General features: G+C 71.6%; 26 protein-coding genes and 1 riboswitch. Of the genes, 9 read left to right on the top strand and 17 right to left on the bottom strand.

Going from position 1 to position 25,391, the window contains the following annotated elements; genetic code table 11:
• The first annotated feature begins 168 nt into the window (after nucleotides 1-168).
• A complete protein-coding gene (locus ABZ272_RS18040; protein ID WP_355051067.1) occupies nucleotides 169-1,347 on the top strand; it encodes a GNAT family N-acetyltransferase in 1,179 nt (392 codons plus the stop codon).
• Here the strand turns inward: ABZ272_RS18040 and ABZ272_RS18035 are convergent.
• Nucleotides 1,338-1,778: a hypothetical protein gene (locus ABZ272_RS18035; RefSeq protein ID WP_355051066.1), complete on the bottom strand. Its 441-nt coding sequence runs from the start codon at nucleotides 1,776-1,778 to the stop codon at nucleotides 1,338-1,340. The two genes, ABZ272_RS18040 and ABZ272_RS18035, sit on opposite strands and share 10 nt — an antisense overlap.
• Before the next feature lie 96 nt (nucleotides 1,779-1,874).
• On the opposite strand from ABZ272_RS18035, the gene ABZ272_RS18030 reads away from it, so the two are divergent.
• Nucleotides 1,875-2,327, top strand: coding sequence for a MarR family winged helix-turn-helix transcriptional regulator (locus ABZ272_RS18030; RefSeq protein ID WP_355051065.1), 453 nt, complete (start codon nucleotides 1,875-1,877; stop codon nucleotides 2,325-2,327).
• A gap of 66 nt (nucleotides 2,328-2,393) precedes the next feature.
• Here ABZ272_RS18030 and ABZ272_RS18025 read toward each other — a convergent pair whose 3' ends face one another.
• Together ABZ272_RS18025 and ABZ272_RS18020 are read right to left on the bottom strand one after the other, a co-directional pair.
• The gene (locus ABZ272_RS18025) at nucleotides 2,394-3,077 is read right to left on the bottom strand and encodes a hypothetical protein (RefSeq protein WP_355051064.1); all 684 of its coding nucleotides are present in this window, start codon (nucleotides 3,075-3,077) and stop codon (nucleotides 2,394-2,396) included.
• A gap of 151 nt (nucleotides 3,078-3,228) precedes the next feature.
• Nucleotides 3,229-3,690 (bottom strand): peroxiredoxin, encoded by a 462-nt coding sequence (locus ABZ272_RS18020; protein ID WP_355051063.1) that lies wholly within the window; start codon nucleotides 3,688-3,690, stop codon nucleotides 3,229-3,231.
• Between the two features lie 162 nt (nucleotides 3,691-3,852).
• Between ABZ272_RS18020 and ABZ272_RS18015 the strand changes: the two genes are divergently transcribed.
• Nucleotides 3,853-4,581, top strand: coding sequence for an SDR family oxidoreductase (locus ABZ272_RS18015; protein ID WP_355051062.1), 729 nt, complete (start codon nucleotides 3,853-3,855; stop codon nucleotides 4,579-4,581).
• A gap of 36 nt (nucleotides 4,582-4,617) precedes the next feature.
• Here the strand turns inward: ABZ272_RS18015 and ABZ272_RS18010 are convergent, their stop codons facing one another.
• The 3 genes from ABZ272_RS18010 to zwf all read right to left on the bottom strand — a co-directional run bounded on the left by ABZ272_RS18010 (nucleotide 4,618) and on the right by zwf (nucleotide 7,657).
• Nucleotides 4,618-4,743: a hypothetical protein gene (locus ABZ272_RS18010; protein ID WP_355051061.1), complete on the bottom strand. Its 126-nt coding sequence runs from the start codon at nucleotides 4,741-4,743 to the stop codon at nucleotides 4,618-4,620.
• Entirely contained in the window at nucleotides 4,740-6,149 is a 1,410-nt protein-coding gene (locus ABZ272_RS18005) for an OFA family MFS transporter (protein ID WP_355051060.1), read from the bottom strand. Before ABZ272_RS18005 ends, ABZ272_RS18010 begins: the two co-directional genes overlap by 4 nt.
• A gap of 128 nt (nucleotides 6,150-6,277) precedes the next feature.
• The gene (gene zwf, locus ABZ272_RS18000; protein WP_355051059.1) at nucleotides 6,278-7,657 is read right to left on the bottom strand and encodes a glucose-6-phosphate dehydrogenase; all 1,380 of its coding nucleotides are present in this window, start codon (nucleotides 7,655-7,657) and stop codon (nucleotides 6,278-6,280) included.
• A 383-nt stretch (nucleotides 7,658-8,040) separates the two neighbouring features.
• Here zwf and ABZ272_RS17995 point away from each other — a divergent pair, with 383 nt between their 5' ends.
• On the top strand, nucleotides 8,041-8,628 hold the full coding sequence (locus ABZ272_RS17995; RefSeq protein WP_355051058.1) for a DinB family protein: 588 nt from the start codon (nucleotides 8,041-8,043) through the stop codon (nucleotides 8,626-8,628).
• 123 nt (nucleotides 8,629-8,751) lie between these two features.
• Here ABZ272_RS17995 and ABZ272_RS17990 read toward each other — a convergent pair whose 3' ends face one another.
• Nucleotides 8,752-9,738, bottom strand: a complete 987-nt coding sequence (locus ABZ272_RS17990; protein ID WP_355051057.1) for an aldo/keto reductase — start codon at nucleotides 9,736-9,738, stop codon at nucleotides 8,752-8,754.
• Between the two features lie 128 nt (nucleotides 9,739-9,866).
• Here ABZ272_RS17990 and ABZ272_RS17985 point away from each other — a divergent pair, with 128 nt between their 5' ends.
• Entirely contained in the window at nucleotides 9,867-10,718 is an 852-nt protein-coding gene (locus ABZ272_RS17985) for a helix-turn-helix transcriptional regulator (RefSeq protein WP_355051056.1), read from the top strand.
• Nucleotides 10,719-10,823: 105 nt separating this feature from the next.
• Here ABZ272_RS17985 and ABZ272_RS17980 read toward each other — a convergent pair whose 3' ends face one another.
• Nucleotides 10,824-11,669 (bottom strand): hypothetical protein, encoded by an 846-nt coding sequence (locus ABZ272_RS17980; protein WP_355051055.1) that lies wholly within the window; start codon nucleotides 11,667-11,669, stop codon nucleotides 10,824-10,826.
• A gap of 560 nt (nucleotides 11,670-12,229) precedes the next feature.
• Here ABZ272_RS17980 and ABZ272_RS17975 point away from each other — a divergent pair.
• The gene (locus ABZ272_RS17975; protein ID WP_355051054.1) at nucleotides 12,230-13,240 is read left to right on the top strand and encodes a tyrosine-type recombinase/integrase; all 1,011 of its coding nucleotides are present in this window, start codon (nucleotides 12,230-12,232) and stop codon (nucleotides 13,238-13,240) included.
• A gap of 8 nt (nucleotides 13,241-13,248) precedes the next feature.
• Here the strand turns inward: ABZ272_RS17975 and ABZ272_RS17970 are convergent, their stop codons facing one another.
• Nucleotides 13,249-14,028 carry an endonuclease/exonuclease/phosphatase family protein gene (locus ABZ272_RS17970; RefSeq protein ID WP_355051053.1) on the bottom strand — a complete coding sequence of 260 codons (780 nt, stop codon included), beginning with the start codon at nucleotides 14,026-14,028 and terminating at the stop codon, nucleotides 13,249-13,251.
• A 183-nt stretch (nucleotides 14,029-14,211) separates the two neighbouring features.
• On the opposite strand from ABZ272_RS17970, the gene ABZ272_RS17965 reads away from it, so the two are divergent.
• Nucleotides 14,212-14,985, top strand: a complete 774-nt coding sequence (locus ABZ272_RS17965; protein ID WP_355051052.1) for a TSUP family transporter — start codon at nucleotides 14,212-14,214, stop codon at nucleotides 14,983-14,985.
• An 11-nt stretch (nucleotides 14,986-14,996) separates the two neighbouring features.
• Here ABZ272_RS17965 and def read toward each other — a convergent pair whose 3' ends face one another.
• Together def and ABZ272_RS17955 are read right to left on the bottom strand one after the other, a co-directional pair.
• The gene (gene def, locus ABZ272_RS17960; RefSeq protein ID WP_355051051.1) at nucleotides 14,997-15,506 is read right to left on the bottom strand and encodes a peptide deformylase; all 510 of its coding nucleotides are present in this window, start codon (nucleotides 15,504-15,506) and stop codon (nucleotides 14,997-14,999) included.
• A 31-nt stretch (nucleotides 15,507-15,537) separates the two neighbouring features.
• Nucleotides 15,538-16,752 (bottom strand): chorismate-binding protein, encoded by a 1,215-nt coding sequence (locus ABZ272_RS17955; RefSeq protein ID WP_355051050.1) that lies wholly within the window; start codon nucleotides 16,750-16,752, stop codon nucleotides 15,538-15,540.
• A gap of 96 nt (nucleotides 16,753-16,848) precedes the next feature.
• On the opposite strand from ABZ272_RS17955, the gene ABZ272_RS17950 reads away from it, so the two are divergent.
• Nucleotides 16,849-17,049 carry a DUF5999 family protein gene (locus tag ABZ272_RS17950; protein WP_234586185.1) on the top strand — a complete coding sequence of 67 codons (201 nt, stop codon included), beginning with the start codon at nucleotides 16,849-16,851 and terminating at the stop codon, nucleotides 17,047-17,049.
• A 91-nt stretch (nucleotides 17,050-17,140) separates the two neighbouring features.
• Here ABZ272_RS17950 and gcvP read toward each other — a convergent pair whose 3' ends face one another.
• The 3 genes from gcvP to ABZ272_RS17935 form a co-directional block, all read right to left on the bottom strand.
• Nucleotides 17,141-19,963, bottom strand: a complete 2,823-nt coding sequence (gene gcvP, locus ABZ272_RS17945; RefSeq protein ID WP_355051049.1) for an aminomethyl-transferring glycine dehydrogenase — start codon at nucleotides 19,961-19,963, stop codon at nucleotides 17,141-17,143.
• A 73-nt stretch (nucleotides 19,964-20,036) separates the two neighbouring features.
• Nucleotides 20,037-20,133, bottom strand: a riboswitch (glycine riboswitch).
• A 63-nt stretch (nucleotides 20,134-20,196) separates the two neighbouring features.
• Entirely contained in the window at nucleotides 20,197-21,042 is an 846-nt protein-coding gene (locus ABZ272_RS17940; protein ID WP_355051048.1) for an NAD-dependent protein deacetylase, read from the bottom strand.
• Nucleotides 21,043-21,086: 44 nt separating this feature from the next.
• Nucleotides 21,087-22,142: a MerR family transcriptional regulator gene (locus ABZ272_RS17935; protein ID WP_355051047.1), complete on the bottom strand. Its 1,056-nt coding sequence runs from the start codon at nucleotides 22,140-22,142 to the stop codon at nucleotides 21,087-21,089.
• Between the two features lie 102 nt (nucleotides 22,143-22,244).
• Here ABZ272_RS17935 and ABZ272_RS17930 point away from each other — a divergent pair, with 102 nt between their 5' ends.
• Complete coding sequence (locus tag ABZ272_RS17930) at nucleotides 22,245-22,901, top strand: NAD(P)-binding oxidoreductase (RefSeq protein WP_355051046.1); 657 nt, start codon at nucleotides 22,245-22,247, stop codon at nucleotides 22,899-22,901.
• Nucleotides 22,902-22,951: 50 nt separating this feature from the next.
• Here the strand turns inward: ABZ272_RS17930 and ABZ272_RS17925 are convergent, their stop codons facing one another.
• Genes ABZ272_RS17925 through ABZ272_RS17915 form a run of 3 tightly spaced genes read right to left on the bottom strand, consistent with a single transcriptional unit; the run spans nucleotide 22,952 to nucleotide 25,211 of the window.
• Nucleotides 22,952-23,647, bottom strand: a complete 696-nt coding sequence (locus ABZ272_RS17925; protein WP_355051045.1) for a cell division protein DivIVA — start codon at nucleotides 23,645-23,647, stop codon at nucleotides 22,952-22,954.
• Entirely contained in the window at nucleotides 23,644-24,810 is a 1,167-nt protein-coding gene (locus ABZ272_RS17920; protein WP_355051044.1) for a globin domain-containing protein, read from the bottom strand. Before ABZ272_RS17920 ends, ABZ272_RS17925 begins: the two co-directional genes overlap by 4 nt.
• A 2-nt stretch (nucleotides 24,811-24,812) precedes the next feature.
• On the bottom strand, nucleotides 24,813-25,211 hold the full coding sequence (locus ABZ272_RS17915; protein WP_355051043.1) for a group 1 truncated hemoglobin: 399 nt from the start codon (nucleotides 25,209-25,211) through the stop codon (nucleotides 24,813-24,815).
• Nucleotides 25,212-25,391: the final 180 nt, after the last annotated feature.

The raw sequence follows: 25,391 nt of genomic DNA, 5'->3' as shown, positions 1-25,391 counted from the left end.
CGCCCCACCCCCGGCGCGGCCCCCCGCCCCCGTCGATCATGGACTTGTGGTGCCCGACCTGGGGCGTCACGGGCGCTTTGTCACCCACCACGACTCCATGATCGACGGGCGTTCGGCGGGGGCGGTTATCGGCTGGTCGGTGTGGGGGTGGGCCGCTACGGTGTGCCGATGCGCGTTCGTGAACTCACCATCGACGACCTGGACGACGCCTGGGAGCTGGGCCGGTTCGCGTTCGGCTCCGGCCAGGAGCGTGCCCCCAGCACGAGCGTCGAGGTGCCGGGCATGACCCGCTACGGCGCGTTCGACGACACCGGCCGGCTCGTCGGCAAGGCCGTCGACCTGCACCACGACCAGTGGTGGTCCGGGCGGGCCGTCGCGGCGGCCGACGTCGCCGGGGTGGCGGTCGCCCCCGAGGCGCGGGGCCGGGGAGTGGCCCGAGCCCTGGTCACCGCGCTGCTGGCCGGGGCCCGCGAGCGCGGCGCGGCGATCAGCGCGCTGTACCCGACCGTCGCAGCCCCCTACCGCGCCTGCGGTTGGGAGGCCGCCGGTGCGCTGCGCACCGTTGACCTCGCGACCGCCGCGCTGCCCCGGCACCGGCCCGCGTCGCACCTGACCGTCCGCGCCGGCGCCCCCGCCGACCTGGACGCCGTCGCCGCCCTGTACGAGCGGGTCACCCGCCACCGCAACGGCATGCTGACGCGCCGGGGCAAGCTGTTCGACTTCTTCGCCGCCGACGCGAAACTGCCCGGTGACGGGATCACGCTCGTCGAGGACGACGGCACCCTCGTCGGCTACGCCACCTGGCAACGCGGCCGTGGCTACGGCGCCGACTCGGTGCTCACCGTCGACGAGGCCCTGGCCACCACCGCCGACGCGGCCCGGGAACTCGTCGGCGTGCTCGGGAGCTGGGCCAGCGTCGCGCCGACCCTGCGGCTGTGCCCGCTCGACGGTGACGCCGTCAGCGTCCACCTACCCTTGGAGGCGGCCCGGGACCACGAGCGGGACCTGTGGATGCACCGCCCGGTCGACGTCGTACGAGCGGTCGGCGAACGCGGCTGGCCCGCGTACCTGCGGGGCGTCGTCGACTTCCACCTCACCGACGCGCTCGCCGACTGGAACACCGGTACCTGGCGCCTCGCCGTCGCCGACGGCGAAGCCGAGCTGACCCGGATCGACGGCGAGGCGGACCTGCGGCTGGACGTGCGCGGTTTCGCGCTGCTGTACGCCGGGGCGGCGGGCGCCCGCTCGGTGGCCCAGGCCGGCCTGGTGCACACCGTGGGCGTCGAGCCGGACGCCCTGGACCTGCTGGGCGGCGGCGGTCCGGCGCAACTGCTCGACTACTTCTGAGCGGTCCCGCCGGCCAGCTCGTCGTTGGCCCGCTCGGTGACGAGCGTGAGGACGCGGGCGGCGACGTCGGCCTCGGCGGGCGGGATGTCCCCGTACAGCCGGGCGGTGATGCCCCCGACGGCCTCGGCGACACGGGCCTGCGTGCGGTGGCCGGCGTCGGTGAGCGACACCCGCGGCTCGGCGGTGTCGTCGAGCCGCGCCAGGCCGGCGTCGACGAGGCCGGCGATCACCTCGTGCACGGCCGACTCGTCGACCCTGCGGGCGCTCGCGAGGCGTCGCACGAGCGAGGTCCGGTCGGCGGGGCCGGCGGTGAGGGCGTTGAGGGCGAGGACCTGGGCGAAGTCGACGCCCAGGGGCGCGACGGCGCGGTCGAGCAGGGCCCGGGTGGCGAAGTGGGCCTGACCGATGACCTGACCGTTGAGAGTGGACACGAAGCCTCCTTCGAAAACGTTGGCTGGACCAACGTTGGTAGAACCAACGTAACATGGTTTGTGGGTCACGCCAACGATTACTGTTAGGCTCCCGCCATGGACGCCACCGCCCCGCAGTCACCCGCCGGGCTGCGTACCACCGCGAGCTGGCTGCTCAACCAGGCCGCCGCCCACGCCGGGCGACTCGCCAGCGCGGGCTTCGCCGCACACGACCTGCGCGGCTACCACTTCCGGCTGCTCGCCTCGCTGGCCGAGGACGGCCCCGCGAGCCAGGCCGCCCTGGGCCGCCGCTGCGGCATCGACCGCAGCGACGTCGTGGCCGCCATCAACGACCTGGCCGGTCGGGGACTCGTGGTACGCGCCCCCGACCCGGCCGACCGCCGCCGCAACGTCATCAGCCTCACCGCCGCGGGCGCCGACGAAGCCCACCGGATGGCCGACACCGTCGCCCGCGTGCAGGACGACCTGCTCGCGCCCCTGTCCAGCGCCGAACGCGCGCAGCTGATCCGCCTGCTCACCCGACTGCTCGAGCACCACCACAACAACTGATCCCGACACCGCCACGGCGGGCCCACCCCACCGGGGCAGACCCGCCGCGAGCAGGAAAACCAGCGCTCAGCTCGCCTCGCGCAGCTCCGCCAACCGGGCCTCGATCTCGGCCAGCTCCGCCCGCAGCTTCTCCGCCTGCTGCTCCGCCTCGGCCCGCTCGGCGCCCAGGATCTGCTCCACCGCCTCCTGCACACCCGGCACGTCCACCAGCGCCACCATCTTCAACGCCTCGGCCGGCTTCACCACGTACGGCTTCGCCAGGGCCTTGCTGCCCTGCTGAGCGGCGACCGTCCACTCGCCGTCCGCGTACGCCAGGGTCACCGTGAGGCCCGCGGGCCCCTTGGGCTTCGCGGCCTTGACCGCCCGCCGCGCCGGCGGCTTCTCGGCCTGCTCCACCTTCGGCTCCTCCTGTCGCTGCGCGGGCACCCGCGGCGTGTCCAACACGAACTCCGGCGCGGCCACCACGGGCGCCTCCGGCTCCGGCTCCGGTTTCGGCTCCGCCACCCGCCGGCCCGCGCCCTTGGGCGCGACCGCCAGATCGGCGGCGGAGAACGGCAACTCGTCACGACCGAACCGCACCACGACGAACTCGTCGGACACCTCCGGATCGGTCAACTCGACCACCTGGCCGACCTGACCGGCGATCTGCCCCGCCGACGCGGTGAAAACCACCCTCGGCTTACGGCCGGCCGCCAACGCCTCCCGGATGCTGCGCACCTCGTCAGTGGACAAACCCTGGCCGGCATCCATCACAACCCTCTTCCGTACACCTGTTTGATTGCTGTCTTGATACCAGTCGGCTGCGACACCCACCGCACGGGGCTTAGGGCGTGTGTGAAAGCCCCTGGCCGGCCGTTGGCTGGACTCCGCCTCGGCTCGACCGAGGACTTTCACACACGCCCTAACCGCCGAGGGCCCGCAACGCCCGATCGGCGTGGTCGTTCATGCTGACCTCGCTGTGGATCACCTCGATGACCCGCCGGTCCGTGCCGATCACGAACGTCATCCGCTTCGTGCTCAGCGCCGCCAACGGCACCCGCCGCCGCACCCCGAACGCCCGCGCGACCGTCCCGTCCACATCCGACAGCAGCGGATAGTCGAAGCCGTGCATCGTCGAGAACTCCGCCTGCTTGGCCACCTCGTCGCGGCTGATGCCCACCCGCGACGCGCCCAGCGCCGTGAACTCCGCCGCCAGATCCCGGAAGTGGCAGCTCTCCGCCGTGCACCCCCGCGTCATCGCCCCGGGATAGAAGAACAGCACCACCGGCCCCGACGCCAGGAACTCCGACAGCCGCCGCGGCGTGCCCGTCTCATCCGGCAGCTCGAAGTCGTCCACGACATCGCCGACACCCACACCCGCCACCGCGCACCTCCGTAGTCCGAACGACCGCGCGGGAAGCGTAAGCGATCACACCCCGAGCGCCTCGTGCGCCACCAGCACCGCGTGTGACCCTCCTTACGACGACTGCTGCGCCCCGGTCACGGTAGCGTCGGCGCAACGCCACCCACACCGTGTGGAGCCGCCATGACACCCGTCACCGTCATCACCGGCGGCGGCCGCGGCATCGGCGCGGCCACCGCCCGCCGCCTCGCCGCAGCCGGCCACCACATCGCCCTGTGCTACCGCCGCGACGACGCCGCCGCCGCGACCGTCCTGGCCGACCTGCGCGCCACCGGCGTTCAGGCCATCGCCGTACGCGCCGACACCACCGACCCCGACCAGGTCACCGCCCTGTTCGACGCCGCCGCGCAGCTCGGACCCCTCACCGGCCTGGTCAACAACGCCGGCGTCACCAGCCTCATCGGCCCGTTCACCGAGCTGCGCGTGGACGACCTGCGCCGCGTCGTCGACGTCAACCTCATCGGGTACGTCCTCTGCGCCCAGCAGGCCGCCCGCCGCCTCACCGACGGCGGCGCCATCGTCAACGTCTCCTCCGCCGCCGCGACCCTCGGCAGCCCGGGGGAGTACGTGCACTACGCCGCCGTCAAGGCCGCCACCGACACCCTCACCGTCGGCCTGGCCAAGGAACTCGCCCCGCGCGGCATCCGCGTCAACGGCGTCGCCCCCGGCCTCGTGCGCACCGACATCCACACCGACTCCGGCGTACCCGACCGCGCCGACACCGCCGTCGGCCGTATCCCGCTGGGCCGTGCCGGCGAACCCGACGAGATCGCCGCCGCCATCGCCTGGCTGCTCAGCCCGGACGCCTCCTACACCGCCGGCGCCGTGCTGCGGGTCTCCGGCGCCCTGTGAGCCGGGGCGCGCGACACGCGCCCCGGCCCACCGCCCTCAGTGGGTGAACAGCTTCGCCGCGGTGATCACCGTCTGCACCACCCCGTAGCCGAGCAGCACCGCCACCACCAGCCAGGAGATCCACAACCGGGCCCGCTGCCCGCTCCGACCGTCGTCGCTCATCGCGTACCACTCCTTCCCGCCGCCGTGACCTCGTCCACGTCCTGCTCCACCGGCTCGTGGTAACGCTGCGGCACCGGTCGCACCAGCAGGTTCGCCACGAAGCCCACCGCGAGGACACCCACCATCGTGAGCAGCGCCGGCCGGTACGCCGCCGCCGTCAACGTGCCCGGCTTGCCCTGCGCGTCGAGGAACCCGTTCACGATCAACGGACCCGCGACACCCGCCGCCGACCAGGCCGTCAACAACCGGCCGTGGATCGCCCCCACCTGGTACGTGCCGAACAGGTCCCGCAGGTACGCCGGCACGGTCGCGAAGCCGCCACCGTAGAACGACAGGATCACGCACGCGAACAGCACGAACAACGCCGTCGCCGTGTGCCCGAACAGCGCCAGCAGCGCGTACATCGCCATGCCCACGCCGAGATACACCAGGTAGATCGGCTTCCGGCCGATGACGTCCGACGTCGACGACCACACGAACCGGCCCGCCATGTTGAACAACGACAGCAGACCCACGAACCCACCGGCCGCCGCCACCGACACCGCCGACGTCCCGTTCTCCCGGAAGAAGTCCTGGATCATCGGGCTGGCCTGCTCGAGGATGCCGATACCGGCCGTCACGTTGCAGAACAACACCACCCACAACAACCAGAAGGACCGCGTCTTCACCGCGTTCGCCGCCGACACGTTCGCCGTGGTGACCAGCGGCTTCGCCGCCACCGACGCGGGATCGAAGCCCGCCGGACGCCAATCCTCGGCCGGCACCCGCACGTTCGCCACCCCGAACATCATGATCACGAAGTAGCCCAGGCCCAACGTCACGAACAACCACACCAGCGCGCTGCCCGACGCCGTCGAACCCGCGTTCGACGGGTCGTAACCCGGGTCGTAGAACGACAGCAACTGCCGCGACAGGGGAGAGGCCACCATCGCCCCACCACCGAACCCCATGATCGCCAAACCGGTCGCCAGACCCGGCCGATCCGGGAACCACTTGATCAGCGTGGACACGGGGGAGATGTACCCGATACCCAGACCGATGCCGCCGAGCAGGCCGTACCCCAGGTACAGCAGCCACAACTGCTTCGCGGCGATGCCCAGCGACCCCACCAGGAAACCCGCCGCCCAGAAGCAGGCCGACACGAACATCGCCTTACGCGGCCCGTTCGCCTCCACCCACGTCCCGGCCACCGCGGCGGACAACCCCAGCATCACGATCGCGATACTGAAGATCACCCCGATCGCGGTCTGACCCGTGTCGAAATGGGCGATCAACGAATTCTTGTAGACGCTCGTGGCGTAGACCTGGCCGATACAGAGGTGGATGGCCAACGCCGCCGGGGGAATGAGCCACCGGCTGTAGCCGGGCGGCGCGACGGTATGCCGACGATCGAGTGCGGACAGCATGCGCTGCTTCCTCTCCGAGGCGGACGAAACGTGGTCACAACGTGCCCACCCCGCACCCAAGGAGCAAACCTCACCATCGCCGGACGGTCCCTTCCGTGAGCTGAGCGGTCACTCAGCCCACGCCGCGACTACCGCAGCTCCGGCGCGTGCCACCCACCCGCCAACGCATCCGCGTCCGCCGGACCCCAACTACCCTTGTCGTACGAGCGCACCGGCGCCGCCAGATCCAGGATCGGCGCCACGATCCGCCACTCCTGCCGAATCGTCTCCGCCCGCGCGAACCGCAGATGCTGCCCGTCCATCGCGTCGTCGAGCAACCGCTCGTACGCCTCCTGACGCCGACCCAACGCCGCGCCGAAGTCCACCGACAGATCCACCGGCCGACTCGCCACCTCCGCGCCCGGACTTTTCGCCTGGATCGACATCGTGATGCCGTCCCCACGGCCCAACCGGAACCGCAACAGGTTCGCCGGCGCCTCCGCCCCACCCTCGGCGGGGATCAACGACCGCTGCGGCCGCTTGAACTCGACCACCACCTCCGTCGCCGTCCCCGGCAACGACTTACCCGTGCGCAGATAGAACGGCACACCCGCCCACCGGGGCGAATCCACCGTCAACCGCGTCGCCACGAACGTCTCGGTGTTCGAATCCGGCGCGACACCCGGCTCGTCGCGGTAACCCGCGTACTGCCCCCGCACCGTCGACTCCGGCGACAACGGCACGATCTGCCGCAACACCGCCGCCTCCGCCTCGCGGAACGAGTCCACGTCGTCACCAGCCGGCGCGTCCATCGCGATCAACGCCACGACCTGCAAGATGTGGTTCTGCAACACGTCGCGCGTCGCACCCACCGTGTCGTAGAAACCGGCCCGACCCTGCGTACCGAAACCCTCCGCGAGGGTCACCTGCACGTTGTCGACGTGCTCCCGGTTCCACAACGGCTCGAACAGCCGGTTGGCGAACCGGAACGCGTACAAACCCTCCACCGCCTCCTTGCCGAGGTAGTGGTCGATCCGGAACACCCGACTCGCGTCGAAGGCCGCCCGCAACGTCCGATCCAACTCCTCGGACGAGGCCAGGTCACGCCCGAACGGCTTCTCCACGATCACCCGACCACGGTCGGCCAACCCGACCGCCGCCAGGCCCCGCACCACCGAACCGAACACCATGGGCGGAATCGCCAGGTAGAAGATCGGCCGCCGCGCGTCACCCAGACGCTCCGCCAACCGCTCGTACGTCGCCGGATCCGCGTAGTCCCCGGAGATCATCGACAGGTTGGCCGCCAACGCGTCGAACGTCTCGTCATCCACCTCGTCGGAAGCCTCCGACACCGACTTACGGGCAGTCGCCACCAACTGCTGGTCGTCCCAGGGGGAGCGGGCCACCCCGATCACCGGAACGTCGAGACGCCCCCGCCGCGTCAACTCGTACAGCGCCGGAAACAGCTTCTTCGAGACAAGATCACCTGTCACACCGAACAGCACAACCGCGTCTGAACGCACGCGCATGACACATCCATCCGATCATGTGGACCTGATCTTCCGAACGGACAACGGCGCCTCCCACCGGAGGAATTCCCAGCGAACGGCCCACGTGAGGTCGGCGACAGCGACGGCGCACACCCGGCACGGACCTGCAGCTCAGGCTGTGACGCGTACGACACCCGCCCTGATCGACAGATCCCGATCATCCTACGGTCCGCGAACCCCACCACGGCAGCCGGCGCTACCCACCACCATCAGCACCTGGCTCGACCACCACATCGACGGACCGGCCCTGCTGGCCGGCGCCTCCTACTGCCCTTCGAACAACCCGCCCTGCTGCGCGCCCACACCCAGGCCTGGCTCCGCCGAATCCCACAACCCGGGGCCGGTACGCGACAATGACCGCCATGGCTGACCTGGGCGACACCAAAGCCGCGATGCACTACTACCACCGCAGGCACCGCGACGACCTCATCTGGAAACTCGACGGCATCAGCGAACGCGACGCCCGAACGCCCCGCACCACCACCGGCAACAACATGCTCGGCGTCGTCAAACACTGCCTCAACGTCGAGGCCGCCTACTTCGGGACCACCTTCGGCCGCGAGTTCCCCACACCGCAGGAGCTGGTCCCGCTCACCGCGTTCGACGACGACCCGCAGGCGGACTGGTACGCCTACGAGAACGAGACCAAGGACGGCCTCATCGACCTGTACCGCCGCGTCGGCGCCTTCGCCGACGAGACGATCGACCAACTACCGCTCGACGCGCCGGGGCAGGTGCCCTGGTGGCAACCCGGCCGCCAGGACGTGACACTGGCCCGGATCATCATGCACGTCAGCGGCGACCTCGCCCGGCACGCCGGTCAGCTGGACATCATGCGCGAGCAGCACGACGGGGCCGTCGGATGGCGCAAGGACGGCACCAGCATCCCCGACTACGACTGGCCCGCGTACGTCGACAAGCTCCGCAAGCTGGCCGACCAATTCGCCTGACCGAGCCCGGGGGGACAAGGGCCGCCCGAACCACGCTGCCTGGCCGGCGCGTCTCCGCGCCGGCCAGGCAGCCACCCCGCCTCGATCACCCACACCACCGGGTCGCAGCGGCACGACGAGGTACTAGTTACCGACGCCAAGGCTCGACATGAACGCCGCCGGGTAACGGTCACCCCGCGCGGCACCCTTCGGCACAGCCGCCTCAATCTCTTCGAGATCCCCGGCCGACAGCTCCACGTCCAACGCCGGCAACGCCTCGGCCAGCCGCTGCCGGGTACGCGCACCCACCAGCGCAACGATGGACGGGTCCTGCGCCGCCACCCACGCGATCGCCAACTGCGCCACCGTGCACCCCTTCGCGTCGGCGACCCGGCGCAACGCCTCCACCAGGGCCAGGTTGTGCGACGCGTTCTCAGCCGAGAAGCGAGGACTGCGGTTACGTGGATCGTCCGCTCGCCCCGGCACCCAACTCCCCGAGAGCAGGCCACGGCCCAGCACCCCGTACGCGGTCAGCCCGACGCCCAACTCCCGCAGCGTGGGCAGCACCTCGGCCTCGACCGCCCGCGACAGCAGCGAATACTCGATCTGAAGATCAGCAACCGGATGGACGGCGTGCGCCCGCCGGACGGTCTCCGCGTCAACCTCGGAGAGCCCCACGTACCGCACATAACCGGCGTCGATCATCTCCTTGATCGCGCCGATCGTGTCCTCGATCGGCACCGACCGGTCGAGCCGGGCCGGCCGGTAGATGTCCACGTGGTCGACACCGAGACGGGTCAACGAGTAGCTCAGGAAGTTCCGCACCGAATCCGGCCGAGAGTCCTGACCGGCGAACCGCATCCCCGGCCCCACCTGCTGCCCGAACTTCACGCTCAACACGTAACTGTCCCGGTCGCGCCCCCGCAACGCCTCCGACAGCAGCAGCTCGTTGTGCCCCATGCCATAGAAGTCACCCGTGTCGACAAGCGTGACCCCCGCGTCCAGCGCCGCCCGTACCGTGGCGATGCTCTCCTCGCGATCGGCCGGGCCGTACGCGCCCGACATGCTCATCGCCCCCAGCCCCACCGCGGAAACCAGCGGACCCGTACTGCCCAGAGCGCGCATCTGCATCGAAACTCTCCCTCGTCGGTCGATCCCGGCTCCACCCTGCGCCGCTTTCCGGCCCACCGGCAGCGGAGCGCTTATCGTGGGAGCGCCACTCCCTGGCTCGGCCCCAGTCCCCGAGGCAGCATGGAGGCATGCAGCGTGAGCAGCTCGCCGACTTCCTGCGGCGCCGGCGCGAAGCCATCCGCCCCGCCGAGGTCGGCATCGCCGACGGCCCTCGCCGCCGCACCGCCGGCCTGCGCCGCGAGGAGGTCGCCCTGCTCGCTGGCATGTCCGTCGACTACGTCGTCCGCCTCGAGCAGGGCCGCAGCAGCCAGCCGTCGACCCAACTGCTCGGCGCCCTTGCCCGCGCCCTGCGCCTGACCGACGACGAGCGAAACCACCTGTTCCACCTGGCCGGCCACCAGCCGCCGCCCGCCGACGGCACCGCCCGCCTCGCCCGGACCGGCCTGGTCCGCATGCTCGACCTGGTGGGCGACACCCCCGCCATGGTCCTGTCCGACCTCGGCGAGACCCTGGCCCAGAACCGCATGTCGATCCTGCTCAGCGGCGACCACACCACCGGGCTGACGGGCGATCGACGCTACGTCGCGTACCGCTACTTCACCGACCCGACCATCCGTGATCTCCACGGCCCCGACGAATGGCAGCGGCACGCCCGCCAGCAGGTCGCCGACCTGCGCGCCGTGGCCGGCCGGCGGGCCGGCGACCCCGTGGTGACCGGCCTGATCGGACGGCTGCGGGCGGCGAGCGACGACTTCCGCCGACTGTGGGCCGAGCACGAGGTGGCGGTGCGCCGGGCCGACCGCAAGACGTTCCGGCACCCGCGCGTCGGCCTTATCACGATGGACTGCGAAACCCTTGTCACCCCCGACCTGGGCCAGCAACTGCTGGTGCTGACCCCGGCCGACGCGGAGGCCCGGGAGAAGCTTGAGCTGCTGCGCGTGCTGGGAGTCGAGGAGTTCCCGGCCGGCATGCCGCACTGATACCCGATCAGGTCGACAAGCCGAGCAGGGGGAGAGGGCGGCGGAAACGACTCTGCCCGGCCGCCGCGTCTCCGCGCTGGCCGGGCAGAGTCACACCGCCTGGAATCAGTTGTCGGTGCCCAGACCCTTGAGCCCCTGCAACATCTCGGCGAAGTCAGTGGTCTCCGCCGGCGGAGGCGTCTCGATGGTGACCGCCTTGCCGTAGTCGGTGTAGTCGACCACGAAGTCGCCCATCGCGCCCATGACCGTGGCCGCACGGCGCGGCCGGTACTGCTCGTCGACCCAGAGGTCGACCTTGACCTCCTTGACGCCCGCGGCGGTGAACTGCTTCTCGACAGCGTCCCGCAGCTTGGCGTCGACCTGAGCCAGCTGCGTCGCCACCGGAGTGGTGACGGTGTAGTGGACGGTCCGCGCCCCGTTCACCGTCTCCTCACCGACGACCGTCACGCCCTCCGACGCGAGCAGCGTCTTGACCTGCTTGGTCGGGTCGATGTCCTCGAACTGCTTGCTGAAGTCCATCCCGGCCTGCTGGCCGATGCTGCCCATGTCCATCTTCAGCCAGCGCTTACCGCCCATGCTCGAGCGGTCCTTCGCCGGCACCTCGACGTAGAACGCGGTCCCGATCAGCCGGACGGTGGTCGGGCCGTCGCTCGGGTCCGCCATCGTCATCTCGGCCTTGACCGGGTCACCCAGGTCCAGGACACCCTGCATGGAGATCTTCTGGCCGGCGGCCGTTCCCGTCATCGTCAGCGTCACCGAGTCACTCTTGTCGGTGGCGTCGATCGTCTTCTGCAACGACCCCTTGAGGTCGCTGGCCAGCAGCTCAAGGACGCTGGTCTGCTTCGGCGCGTCGGACGAGCCCGACGAACCGGTCGCCACGCCGCAGGCGGAGGCGGTAAGCGCCGTAAGCGCCGAGACCGCGACGACGGCGGTCTTCTTCCACAGTGACACGTGATTGCTTCTTTCCGACAAGGCTGCGAGGAATCTCCCCAGTAGATCGACGACACGCTAGCCCACCGGGCCGATCTCCGGGTGCCGCTCCACATTCGATAATTCACATTATGTAAAGTGAAGACCAGAAGAGGGTCCCCGACCGCCCGTGCCCACAGGATCTGAGCAGATCTTGGGAACTGTCCAAGATCTCGTCGGTACACAGGTCGGGCTGGTGGCGCATCCATGCCGCCGCGTCGAACGGCGCCGCCGGGAGGACGTCGATCTGGCGGCGGACGGCACGCGCGCCGGGACACGGAGCCCACACTCCATGACACCTGCCCGCACGGCGGGTCCACGTCGCGTCTGTCCGGACACCCGCCCCGCGCCGGGACGGGCGCAAAGGTCGACCTCACGTCCATGCGGCCGGCTCACGTCGCGCCCGTCCAGTCGGTCACCGGGATCCGGAACGCTCGGTGTCTCGGCCCCCCGGAAATCCGCGGGCCCTCTGCTGGCCAGGCGGCGCGACTCCCCCTCTTTCGCTCTTTCGGGCAACGCGAGAATCATGCATAATATGCCTTATGCATGACAAACAGGACGAATCGCTCAAGGTGCTGATCGAGGAGTTCCTGACCGCGCGGGCCACCCGCAAGCCCTCCCCCCACACCCTGGCGGCCTACCGACGCGACCTGCACGCGGTGGCCGCCCTGGTCGCCGATGGTGATGCCACTCCCCTCCCCCTCGACGAGTTGACGATCACCGACCTCTCCCCCCGGGTGATGCGGGCGGCCTTCGCCCAGTTCGCCGCGCCCCGCGCGCCCGCGTCCGTACACCGCGCCTGGTCCACCTGGAACAGCTTCTTCACGTTCCTGGTGGCCGACGGGGTGGTGGCGGGTAATCCGATGCCGGCGGTCGGGCGGCCCCGGGCGTTACTCCCCCAGCCGAAGCCGTTGCGCGGCGCGGACACCCCCGAGGTGCTGCTGGCGTCGGTGGCGCGTGACGACGGGCGGCAGCGGGACCCGTGGCCGGAGCGGGACGTGGCGGTGTTGGCGGTGGCGCTGTGCGCCGGGTTGCGCCTGTCCGAGCTGCTGGCGTTGCGGGTGGGGTCGCTGAGTGGGCGGCCGGGTGAGCGGCGTATCGAGGTGGTCGGCAAGGGTGGGCGTCCCCGGGTGGTGCCGATCGAGGCGGATCTGGACCGGGTGTTGGCGGACTATCTGGCCAGTCGGGCGCGGCGGTTCGGGTCGCGGTCGGTACGCCCCGACTCGGCGTTGCTGGTGGACCGGCAGGGTGAGCCGATGCGCCGTGGTGGTCTGCAGTATCTGGTCGAGTCGTGTTACCGGCGGGCGGGTATCGGGGACCGGGTGCCCAAGGGGGCGCGGTTGCACGCGTTGCGGCACACGTTCGCGACCCGGTTGGCGGAGGACGGCGCGAGCGCGGCGGAGATCATGCGGTTGTTGGGGCACGCGTCGTTGGCGTCGTCGCAGACGTACATCGAGGTGACGGCCGGGCAGCAGCGGGAGGCGATCCGCGCGAGTCGTACCCATCGGGTGTTGGCCGCCCTGGTGTCGGCGGACGGTGACGCGGCGCGCTGAGGGTGACCTCAGCCGAGGTCGACGAGCAGGGGTCGGTGGTCGGAGATGGTGGACGTCGGCGTGGTGACGGCCCGTACGGGTGGGAGCGCGTCGAGAGCGTGCCGGTCGGCGAGGATGTGGTCGAGTTGGACGCGGGGTTGGCCGGAGGGGTAGGTGGGGCGGCGGCCGAGTGGCTGCCAGCGGGACACGAGGCGGGCCGGGCCGGCGGGGAGGTTGAGGTCGCCGAGCAGGACGCGGGGGCCGGGTAGGGCGCGCAGGGCGCGGACGGTCTGGCGGAGTTGGCGGGCGTTCCAGCCGGGTACGAAGGACAGGTGGGTCGCGGCGACGGTGAGGGGGCCGTGGGGGGTGTCCAGGATGGCGGCGAGGACGACGCGGGGTTCGTCGTCGAGGAGGATGAGGCCGCCGCCGGGGCCGGGGGCGTAGATGGGTGAGCGTACGGGCGCGGGTTTGAGTCGGGTGATGTGCCAGCTGCGCACGGGGTGGCGGCTGATGAGGCCGATGCCGTAGCAGGGTTCGCCGTGGCCGTCGTCGTCGTGGCGCAGGGGGCGGAACCGTTCGCCGGGGGTGCCGACGACGGCGGCCGCGAAGCGGTGGTGTGGCGCGTCGAGGGCTCGGGCGGCGATGGCGGTGAGGTCGAGGTTGCCGCTGCGGTGTTGGTCGCGGTCGACTTCCTGTAGGGCGAGGACGTCGGCGTCGAGGGCGCGTACGGCGGCGGCGAGTCGGTCGGGGTCGACGAGGCCGTCGGTGAGGGATCGTCCGTGCAGCAGGTTGAAGGTGGCCAGGCGCACTCCTGCACCTTACGTGCCCGTGGCAGGGTTGCCGCGTGGTGAAACTGTTGCTGTGTTCGATGCTCGTGTTCGTGGCGGTCGGGGCGTGGGGGGTGTGGTTGCGGCGTAGGCGGGGCCAGTGAGCGGTGAGTCGCGCCACTTGACGGGCTGGTGGGGCGCGGCGGGTGGGGAGAATTGCCGACCGTGGACGCCGTATCGCTGAGTACCCTGCTGGCCGCCGCGGCGATGGCCGGGTGGGTGGATGCCGTGGTCGGTGGTGGCGGGTTGTTGCTGCTGCCGGCGTTGTTGGTGGCGGCTCCGGGGGTTCCGGTGGCGACCGCGTTGGGCACGAACAAGTTGGCGGCGATCTTCGGTACGGCGACGGCGGCGGCGACGTACGCGCGGCGCACGAAGGTGGACTGGCGGGTGGCGGGGCCGGCTGCGGGTGTGGCGGTGCTCAGCGCGGGGGTGGGTGCGGCGTTGGCCGGGGCGGTGCCGGCGTCGGCGTACCGGCCGGTGGTGTTGGTGGTTCTGGTGGCGGTGGCGGTGTTCGTGTTGCTGCGTCCCCGGTTGGGGGTGGTGGCCGTGCCGGCGCGGCGGACGCGGGTGCGGGTGGCGGCGGCGATCGGTGTGGCTGGGGTGGGCATCGCCCTGTACGACGGGTTGATCGGGCCGGGGACGGGCACGTTTCTGGTGCTGGCGTTCACGACGTTGGTGGGTGCGGATTTCGTGCACGGGTCGGCGATGGCGAAGGTCGTCAACGCGGGTACGAATCTGGGTGCGTTGGTGGTGTTCGCGGTGACCGGGCACGTGTGGTGGTGGTTGGGCGCGGCGATGGCGGTGTGCAACATCGCGGGCGCGGTGGTGGGTGCGCGGATGGCGTTGCGTCGCGGGTCGGGGTTCGTGCGGGTGGTGTTGCTGGTGGTGGTGCTGGCGTTGGTGGCGAAGCTGGGTTACGACCAGTGGGCGGCCCGGTAGGGGGCGTGGGTTCAGCCGCGGCGGCTGGGTGAGTCGAAGCGGCCGGCGCGGATTTCGCGCAGGGCCCGGCGGCGGATGTCGCCGCGCAGGGTGTCGACGTAGAGGGTGCCGCGCAGGTGGTCGGTCTCGTGTTGCAGGGCGCGGGCGAGGAATCCGCTGCCGGTGATGGTCAATGGTTCGCCGTGCTGGTCGACGCCGTGGGCGGTGGCGTGCAGGGCGCGCACGGTCGGGAAGTACAGCCCGGGGATGGACAGGCAGCCTTCGTCGTCGTCCTGGAGTTCGTCGGACAGCTCGAGGGTGGGGTTGATGAGGTGGCCTCGGTGGCCGTCGGCGTCGTAGACGAATACCTGGGCGCTGACGCCGATCTGGGGTGCGGCGACGCCGGCGCGGCCGGGTGCGCCGAGCAGGGTGTCCATCAGGTCGGTGACCAGGGCGCGCAGCTCGGCGTCGAAGGTGGTGACCGGTTCGGCTTCGGTGCGCAGGACGGGGTCGCCGATGATCCGGATGGGCCGCATGGTCATGGGGGTCAGCGTATCGCCGGTGGTGGTGGTGTCAGCGTCCGGCCAGGGTGGCGCGTACGGGTGCGGTCTTGGCGGCGGCTTCGGCGACCTCGGCGGTGGGGTCGCTGTCCCAGGTGATGCCGCCGCCGGCCCAGGTGTGCAGGGCGTGGCCGTCGGCGGCGGCGGTGCGGATGGTCAGGCCGAGGTCGATGCGGCCGGGGGTGACCCAGCCGAGGGCGCCCATGCTGGCGCCTCGGCCGACGGGTTCGGCGGCGGCGATGTGGGTGAGGGCGGCGAGTTTCGGCGCGCCGGTGACGGAGCCGCCGGGGCAGGTGGCGCGGAGCAGGTCGGCGAGGCCGAGGCCGTCGGCGGCCTGGGCGCGGACGGTGGATTCGGCCTGCCACAGGTCGCACCAGCGGCGTACGGCGAACAGTTCGTCGACGGTGACGGTGCCGGTGTGGGCGATGCGGGCGAGGTCGTTGCGTTCCAGGTCGACGATCATGATGTGTTCGGCGCGTTCCTTGGCGCTGGTGAGTAGTTCGGCGCGGCCGGTGGCGGTGGCGGGGCGGGTGCCCTTGATGGGTCGGGTGATGATCTGGCCGTGGTGGACCTCGACGAGGGTTTCCGGGGAGGCGCAGCCGATGGCCCAGCCGTCTCCGGTGAGGACGCCGCCGTAGCGGGCGCCGGGGAGGGCGCCGAGGCGGCGTAGGGCGGGCAGCGGGTCGCCGCTGTAGGGGGCGGCGGCGTGTCCGACGAGGTTGGTCTGGTAGATGTCGCCGCGGCCGATGGCGGCGCGGACGGTGTCGACGGCGGCGGCGTGTTGCGCGGGTGTCCAGCTCTCGGTCCAGGGGCCGAGCCACCAGGGCGTGTCGTCGGGGGCGGTGGGTGCTCGGGTGGGTCCGTGGTCGTAGACGACGACGGCGAGGTCGGGCAGGGTGGGCGCGGGTTCGGGCGCGGTGGTGGGTACGCCGGCCAGGTGTGCCCCGGCGGCGGCGGACAGGTAGAGCGCGGCGCCGCAGACGGCCGGGCCGTGTGCGGCGGGTCGGTTCAGGTCGCGCAGGTGCAGGCCGTGTGCGGCCAGGAACTCCTCGGCGAGTACGGCGGGGTCGCCGCCGTCGGCGCGATGCCACTGGAGTCGGGCGCGTTCGACGAGGCGGTCGCGGCATCCGGCGGGTGCCGCGGGCGCATCGACCAGCACCTGTGGGAGCGTTTCCACGCCGTATGGTCCGATCTTCCTCATCCGTTCAGTGGATTTCCGGTACGCCAAGGCGACACCTGCTCGATGCTGGACACTTTCGCTTGGTACTGTGCGTCACTGGTCATGTGAACCATGACACAGTGCCCCCACAGTCCGGAGAACCCGATGTGCCAGCACCAACCGACCTGCCCCTTAGCTGAAGCCACCGACCGGGAAGCCGCCCGGGTCCTCGCCTGCTTCCCTGAGCAGGGGTGGAGCCTGCTCTGCAATGGCGTGATCGTCTTCGAGGACACCGGTGAGCTGCTCCCCGACGGCAGCAGCATCGCACCCCACCGCGGCCCCGCCCGCCACGCCCTCGTGGCCTGAACGACCACCCAGCGTCACCACACCGAGTCGCTGTCCAAGCGCGCAGCGGCTGCCGGGACGGGCCGATCCGCCCGCCCCGGCGTGCCCGCCGTCAGTCCTCGAACGCCTCCGGCGACGGGCACGAGCAGACCAGGTTCCGGTCGCCGTACGCGCCGTCGATTCGCCGTACCGGCGGCCAGTACTTCCCGGCCCGGTCCACCCCGGCCGGGTACGCGCCCACCGACCGCGGGTACGGGTGCGGCCACGCGTCGCCGCTGACCATCGCCGCGGTGTGCGGGGCGTTCGCCAGGGGGTTGTCCCCCGCCGGCCACTGCCCCGAGCCGACCTGCTCGATCTCGGCGCGGATCGCGATCATCGTGTCGCAGAACCGGTCCAGCTCGGCGAGGTCCTCACTCTCGGTCGGCTCCACCATCAGCGTCCCGGCCACCGGGAACGACATCGTCGGCGCGTGGAAGCCGTAGTCGATGAGGCGCTTCGCCACGTCGTCCACGCTCACGCCGGTCGCCTTCGTCAACGGCCGCAGGTCGAGGATGCACTCGTGCGCGACCAGGCCCTTGTTGCCGGCGTACAGCACCGGGTAGTGCTCGCGCAGCCGCGCCGCCACGTAGTTCGCGGCGAGGACCGCCACGCCGGTGGCCCGGGTCAGCCCTTCGGCGCCCATCATCCGCAGGTACGCCCACGGGATCGGCAGGATCCCCGCGGACCCGTACTTCGCCGCCGAGATCGCCGGGGTGGCGTCGACGTGCGCGCCCAGGGGGTCGCCGGGCAGGAACGGCGCGAGGTGCGCGCGGACCGCCACCGGGCCGACGCCGGGGCCGCCGCCGCCGTGTGGGATGCAGAACGTCTTGTGCAGGTTGAGGTGCGACACGTCCGCGCCGAACCTGCCCGGCTTGGCGTACCCGACGAGGGCGTTGAGGTTCGCCCCGTCGACGTACACCTGACCGCCGGCGTCGTGGACCTTCGCGCACAGCGACGCGATGCCCGTCTCGTACACGCCGTGCGTCGACGGGTACGTCACCATGATCGCGGCGAGCGCGTCGCGGTGCTTGTCGATCTTCGCGTCGAGGTCGACGAGGTCGACGTTGCCGTCGTCGTCGCAGGCCACCACGACGACCCGCATGCCGGCCATCACGGCGCTGGCGGCGTTGGTGCCGTGCGCCGACGACGGGATGAGGCACACGTCGCGGTGAGCCTGGTCCCGCGACGCGTGGTAGGAGCGGATGGCCAGCAGCCCGGCCAGCTCACCCTGCGACCCGGCGTTGGGCTGCACGCTGACGGCGTCGTAGCCGGTCACCTCGGCCAGCCACGACTCCAACTGACCGATCATCTCCCGGTACCCGGCGGTCTGCGCGTCCGGCGCGAACGGGTGGATGTGCGCGAACTCCGCCCAGCTGATCGGCTCCATCTCGGTGGTCGCGTTCAGCTTCATCGTGCACGAGCCGAGGGGGATCATGCCCCGGTCCAGGGCGTAGTCGAAGTCCGACAGCCGCCGCAGGTAGCGCAGCATCGCCGTCTCCGAGTGGTGGCTGCGGAACACGGGGTGGGTCAGGAAGTCCGAGGTCCGGGCCAGGTCGACCGGCAGGGCCGCGTCGACGTCGCCGTCGAACGCGGGCACACCGAACGCCTCCCACACCTGCCGCAGGTGCGCGTCGGTGGTCGTCTCGTCGCAGGACATCCCGACCCGGTCGGCGTCGACCAGGCGCAGGTTCACGCCCCGCTCGGCGGCGGCCGCGACGACCCGCGCCGCGCCGCCGGGCACCGTCGCGGTGACGGTGTCGAAGAACGCGACGTCCGCGACGTCCACGCCGCCGGCGCGCAGCCCGGCCGCGAGCCGCGCCGCCATGGCGTGGGTACGCGCCGCGATGTCCCGCAGCCCGTCCGGGCCGTGGTAGACGGCGTACATGCCAGCCATCACCGCGAGCAGCACCTGGGCGGTGCAGATGTTGCTGGTGGCCTTCTCCCGCCGGATGTGCTGCTCGCGGGTCTGCAACGCCAGCCGGTACGCCGGGTTGCCGTCCGCGTCGCGGGACACCCCAACCAGGCGCCCGGGCAGCATCCGCTCCAGGCCCGCGCGCACCGCCAGGTAGCCGGCGTGCGGCCCACCGAAGCCCATGGGTACGCCGAACCGCTGGGTGGTGCCGGCGGCGATGTCCGCGCCGATCTCCCCCGGCGCCCGCAGCAGCGTCAACGCCAACAGGTCCGCCGCGACCGTCACGAGGGCGCCGGCGGCGTGCGCCGCCTCCACCAGGGCGGTGTGGTCACGGACCGCGCCGGACGCCCCCGGGTACTGCAGGTGCAGGCCGAAGAACTCGGCCGGCAACTCGTCACGCGCGACGTCGACGACCCGCACGTCGATGCCGAGCGGCACCGCCCGGCTGGTGATCACCGCGATGGTCTGCGGCAGGGCGTCGGCGTCGACGACGTACACCCCGCTCTTGCTCTTGGACGCGCGGCGGGCGAGGGTCATGGCTTCCGCCGCGGCGGTGCCCTCGTCGAGCATGGAGGCGTTCGCGGTGGCCAGGCCGGTCAGGTCGGTGACCATCGTCTGGAAGTTCAGCAGCGCCTCGAGGCGGCCCTGGCTGATCTCCGGCTGGTACGGCGTGTACGCCGTGTACCAGGCCGGGTCCTCCAGGACGTTGCGGCGGATCACCGCCGGGGTGTGCGTGCCGTGGTAGCCCAGGCCGATCATGGACACGGCGACGGTGTTGCGGGCCGCCAGGGCCCGCAGCTCGGCGAGGGCCTCGGCCTCGGTGGCCGCGTCCGGCAGGTCGAGGGTGCCGTGCCAGCGGATCACCTCGGGGATCGCGGCGTCCATCATCTCGTCGATGGAGTCGTGCCCGACGACCTCCAACATGCGGCGCTCGTCGTCGGGGCCGGGGCCGATGTGACGGGTGGCGAACTGCTCTACGGACATCAGGGGCGCTCCCGGGCGAGGTCGACGGGTCGGCCTCCCCCTCTGTCACACCCCACCGGAGCGCTCCACAGTGCCTGCCCACGAGGTCCTTTTGCCTGAGAGGTTCCGGGGAGGATTTGCCCCTTCGGCGCCGCCCCTGCTGTCGAGGCGGTCTCTCCCACGTGGGTGGTACCGGCATGGTCAACGCTACCAGCGCCGGTGTTTCCAGCAGATGTCCTACCCCGCGGCGGCTGTCACACCGGCACCGCCGACGCGCCGGTCACCCGCTCGGCGAGCACCGGCAGCACCTCCCCCAACGGCGCGTCGACGCGCACCGTGGCGTACCCGTCACCCCGGGTCGGCCCCTGGTTGACGATCGCCACCGGAATGCCCTGCTTCGCGGCCCGGATCACGAACCGGCGACCCGACATGACCGTCAACGACGACCCCAGCACCACCACCGCCCGGGCCTGCTCCACCAGCGCGAAACACCGCGCCACCCGCTGCGGCGGCACCGTCTCACCGAAGAACACCACGTCCGGTTTCAGCATCCCCGTCCCACAGATCCCGCAGTCCACCGGCCGGAACCCCGCCACCTGCTCGTCAGGGAGATCAACATCACCGTCCGGGTTGACCGCGGCGACCCGGGCCACGAAGTCCGGGTTCGCCTCGCGCAGCCGCCGGTCCACCTCCTCGCGCGAAGTCAGGTTGCCGCAGTCCAGGCACGTCACCTCGTCCAGGCGCCCGTGCAGCTCCACCACCGGGTCGCTGCCCGCCGCGCCGTGCAACCCGTCCACGTTCTGCGTGATCACCGCGTCGACCAGACCGGCGTCCTGCAACCGTGCCACCGCCCGGTGCCCCGCGTTCGGCGTGGCCCGCGCGATCAACCGCCACCCCAGGTGACTCCGCGCCCAGTACCGCCGCCGGGCCACCGCGTCCCGGGTGAACGCCTCGAACGTCATCGGGGTGTGCCGGCGGGCCACCCCGCTGGGCCCCCGATAGTCCGGGATACCCGACTCGGTGGACAGGCCCGCCCCGCTGAGCACGACCACCTGACCGCCGGCCACCAGCGCGGCCAACTCCTGCACACTCGTCGTCACCCCTTCATGCTGCCTCAGCGCACCCCCCGATGCCGAGCACCCGCCTACGCCGCGACGACGTCGGCGACGACACAGGCGATGTTGTCGGGCGCGCCCGCGGCCCGCGCGGCGGCCATCAGCTCCCGCACCGTGCGCTCCGGCTCGGCTCCCGCGCCCACCGTCGCGGCCAGGGCAGCCCGGTCGACGACCGCCCACAGCCCGTCGGAGCACAGCAGGTACCGATCACCGGGCAGCGCCACCCGCAACGCCAGATCGGCCTCCACGTGCCGACCGCCGCCGAGCGCGCGCACCAGCAACGCCCGCTGGGGGTGCGCGCCCACCTCGGCAGGATCGAGCCTGCCCTGATCCACCTGCGCCTGCACCCACGTGTGGTCCCGGGTCAACACCGACAGCTCGCCGTCGCGCAGCAGGTACGCCCGGGTGTCCCCGACGTGCGCCAACGCCAGGTGGGTGCCGCTGCGCAGCAGCGCGGTCAGCGTCGTCGCCGGCTGGTGCTCGTCGGTCGCCAGCCTCCGCACGGCCCGGTCGGCGTCGGTGACCGCGCCGGCCAACGCCGTCACCATCTCCGCCGCCGACCCGTCGGTGAGGTCCAGCGACGCGAGCGCGTCGATGGCGGCGGCGCTGGCGGCAGCGCCGCCGGGCCCCCGCACACCGTCGGCGACGGCGAGCAACCGCTCGTTGGCGTACGCGGCGTCCTCGTTGCTGTCGCGGGCGATCCCGGTCTCACAGCCGGTGGCGTAACGGACACTCATCGACGACATGGTGGTGCTCCCCTCGGACAGGTCCCGCACGAGGAGGGCGGCGAGCCGCGCGCGGGCGGCGGTGTCGACCGACACCCGCCGCCAGTACGCGGTGACCATCTCGGCCGCCGCCGCCGGCTCCAGAGCACACACGGTGCGGATCTGCGCCAGCGGCATGCCGATACGACGCAGCTGAGCCACCAGCCGGCCCAGCGGCACCTGCCGCGCGTCGTAGAGCCGGTACCCGGACTCCGCGTCCACCGCCGCCGGCACCAGCACCCCCACCCGGCCGTACAGGCGCAACGCCTTCGGCGTCAGACCCGCCGCCCGGGCGAACGCCCCGATCGTCAGCAACCCCACGTCGGGTTCCTCCTCGCGCCGGTCACCGTGACCGGCGCACCCCACACTGGGGGTTGCCCACAGGTCAAGGTCAAGCCCGGCGGGTGCCGGTAGGTTGGGCCCATGCGTGTCGTCATCGCCGGAGGCCACGGCAAGATCGCCCTGCTGACGGAGCGGCACCTCACCGCGCGCGGTGACACCGCCGTCGGCCTGATCCGCAACCCCGACCACGTCGACGACCTACGCGCCGTAGGTGCCACCCCGGTCCTCTGCGACCTGGAACACGCCGACGTCGACGAGGTCGCCGCGCACCTGTACGACGCCGACGCGGTCATCTTCGCCGCCGGCGCCGGTCCCGGCAGCGGCGCCGCCCGCAAGGACACCGTCGACCGGGCCGCCGCCGCGCTGCTCGCCGACGCCGCCACCCGCGCCGGAGTCCACCGCTACCTGCTGGTCTCCTCGATGGGCGTGGACCGGCCACCCGCCGCCGGCACCGACGACGTGTGGGCCGCCTACCTGCGCGCCAAACGCGCCGCCGAGGACGACCTACGCGGCCGCGACCTGGCCTGGACGGTCCTGCGCCCCGGCCGCCTCACCGACGACGGACCCACCGGGCACGTCACCCTCACCCCACACGCCGGCCGGGGCGCCATCAGCCGCGCCGACGTCGCCCTCGTGCTCACCGCGCTCCTGGACGAACCCCGAACCGCCGGGACGACCCTGGAACTCGTCGACGGACCCACCCCGATCGCCGACGCGATCCACGCCGCCACCACCTGAACCTCGACCGGGGGTGGGGCCTCACACGCAAGGCCCCACCCGCCAGGTGTTCAGCGCTGGTGGTGACGCGGCAACGCCGTCTGCCCCACCGCGCCACCCACGAAAGGCGCCCCCGGCGTCTCCTTCGCGATCCGGTCCATCGTGCGCACCAACTGCTCACTGCCGTCGTCCAGGTGCCGCGCCGCCGCCTGCATGTGCGACACCATCATCTCGCCGAAGATCCGCAACGCCTCCCGGGTCGCCACCGAGTCGTCGAAGCTCGACCCGGCCGAACTGCGGTACTCCGCCACCGCACGCTCGGCCTCCTGCTTCGCCTCCTCCGCCGCCGCCCGCATGTAACTCTCGTACTGCACCCGGGCGTACTCCGCGACCCGCCGCGCGTAGTCGTGCGCCTGCGCGATGATCTGCTCGGCCTCCCGCTGCGCCGCCGACAGCAGGTTCACCTCCTTGGCCGCCGGCACCTTCGCCGCCGCCCCCGCGCTCGGGATCACCCCGTGGCGGTGCAACTCCACCCGATCGGTCAGCCGCTCGTTCTCCGCCCGCAGATGCGCGATCTGCGTCGCCAACAGATCCAACTCGTCGGCGATCTGCACCCGGAACCGGTCCACGTCCGCGTGGTCATAGCCCCGGCGCGCGAACGGCGCCGTACCGAACTCCCACCGCCGAACCCGGTCGGAGGTCATCCGCACCTGCACACCGCCGGACACCTGGATCCCGTCGTACCGGCTGATCGGGCTCGCGCTCATTGGTCACCCCCTGAACTCGACTGCTGGACCGCCGTACGCCACGCCGGGCCGTACCACTGCTTGCCCAGACCCTCGTGATGCACCTGACCCTCGTGGTAACCCGCCCGCGCCAACGTCTGCGCCGCATGCGACACCATCTCGTCGGACCCGCACACGTACACGTGCCGCGAACGCCAGTCACCATCGGCCAACGCCCGGTCCACCGCCTGCACGAACTCACCCGGCCGGTTCACGTCCGCGCCCACCACGTACGTCACCGTCAACCACGGGAACGACGACGCCATCTTGTCGATCGCGTCACTGTCGTAGAACTCGCTGCGCGACCGCGCACCCACATACAGGTCCACCCGACGACGGGCGCCCTCCGCGGCGATCTGCTCCACCAACGCCTTCATCGGCGCCCAACCCGTGCCCGAGGTCAACAACAACAGGTCACTGGAACCCGCCGACCACAACGCCAACCGCTCCCCCACCGGCGCGGCCAGATTGACACGGTCACCCACCGCCGAGCCGTACACCAGCCGCGACGACACCGCGCCACCCGGAGCGGCCCGCACATGCAACTCCAACGTGCCGTCCGCGCGCGGCGCGTTCGCCGGCGAGTAGTACCGCCACGACCGCACCGACGGATGCGACACCCCGATCGACTGACCCGGAGTGAACGGCAACAGGTACTGCGGACGCACCGTCATCACCGCGACGTCGAACGCCCGCCGCTCGTGGGCCACGATCTCCGCCACCCACCACGGCGGGTTCACCGCCTCGGCGGCCTGCGCCGCCTCCGTCATCACCTGCGCGACCAACCCGTACGCGCCCGCCCAGTCCTGAGCCAGCTCGTCGGTCCACTGCTCGGCCAGGAAATGCTGCAACGTCGCCAGCAGCGCCTCACCGACCGCCGGGTAGTGCTCCGCGCGCACCGCGAACTTGCGGTGGTCCGCGCCGAGGTCCTGCAGGAAACCCACCAGCCGATCGACTTGGTCCACATGCGACACGATGTGCCCCAACGCGGTGACGAGGCGATCCCGCTGCCCCGCCATGTTCGTCGGGAACATCTGCCGCGTCTCGGGATGGGCCAGGAACAACGTCGAATAGAAGTAGAGCGGCACCTCGTCGCCGTGTGCGGCGACGAGGGACCAACTCTGCTTGAGTCGGGCCGCGTCCACGCTCAGACGCCCGGACGCTCTCCGGTGGACACCACCTGGTCCTGCACCTGCCCCAGCACCACACGCACGTGGTCCAGGACGTCGGCCGGCACACCCAACTCCGTCAGCGTCGTGATCAGGTGCACGCCCACCTTCGCGTAGTGCTCCGCCGGGATGCCCAGCGGCTGGTGCGCCTCGGCCAGACCGCGACCCGCGTACTCGTTCGGGCCGCCCAACACCACCGCCAACATCAACGCCAGGTGCCGACGCTGCGTCGCCATGTCCACAGTGGCGAAATAGCCCGCCAGCTCGGGATCGGCGAGGACCTTGTCGTAGAACAGTTCGACGGCCGCCTTCACCGAACTCGCGCCGCCGATGCGGTCGTAGTGCGAGGCGGCAGCGGTCTCTTCCGTAACCGTCACGGTCGTTCCTTCCGGGGTGAAAGGTCGCGCGCGCTGACGCGCAGGGGCTACGGCCACCGACGCGACACCCGCGTGCCACGGGGCACCACGGCGGGGACCGTGACGGACCATAGCGTGCCCGCAACCTCCGGTCAGGGCCCCCCTATCCGATTCCCGACAACTGGTGGACACACACCGTCA

Source organism: Micromonospora sp. NPDC005979, from assembly GCF_040614415.1.
GTDB lineage: Bacteria > Actinomycetota > Actinomycetes > Mycobacteriales > Micromonosporaceae > Micromonospora.
This window is presented reverse-complemented; position numbering and strand designations above follow the sequence as displayed.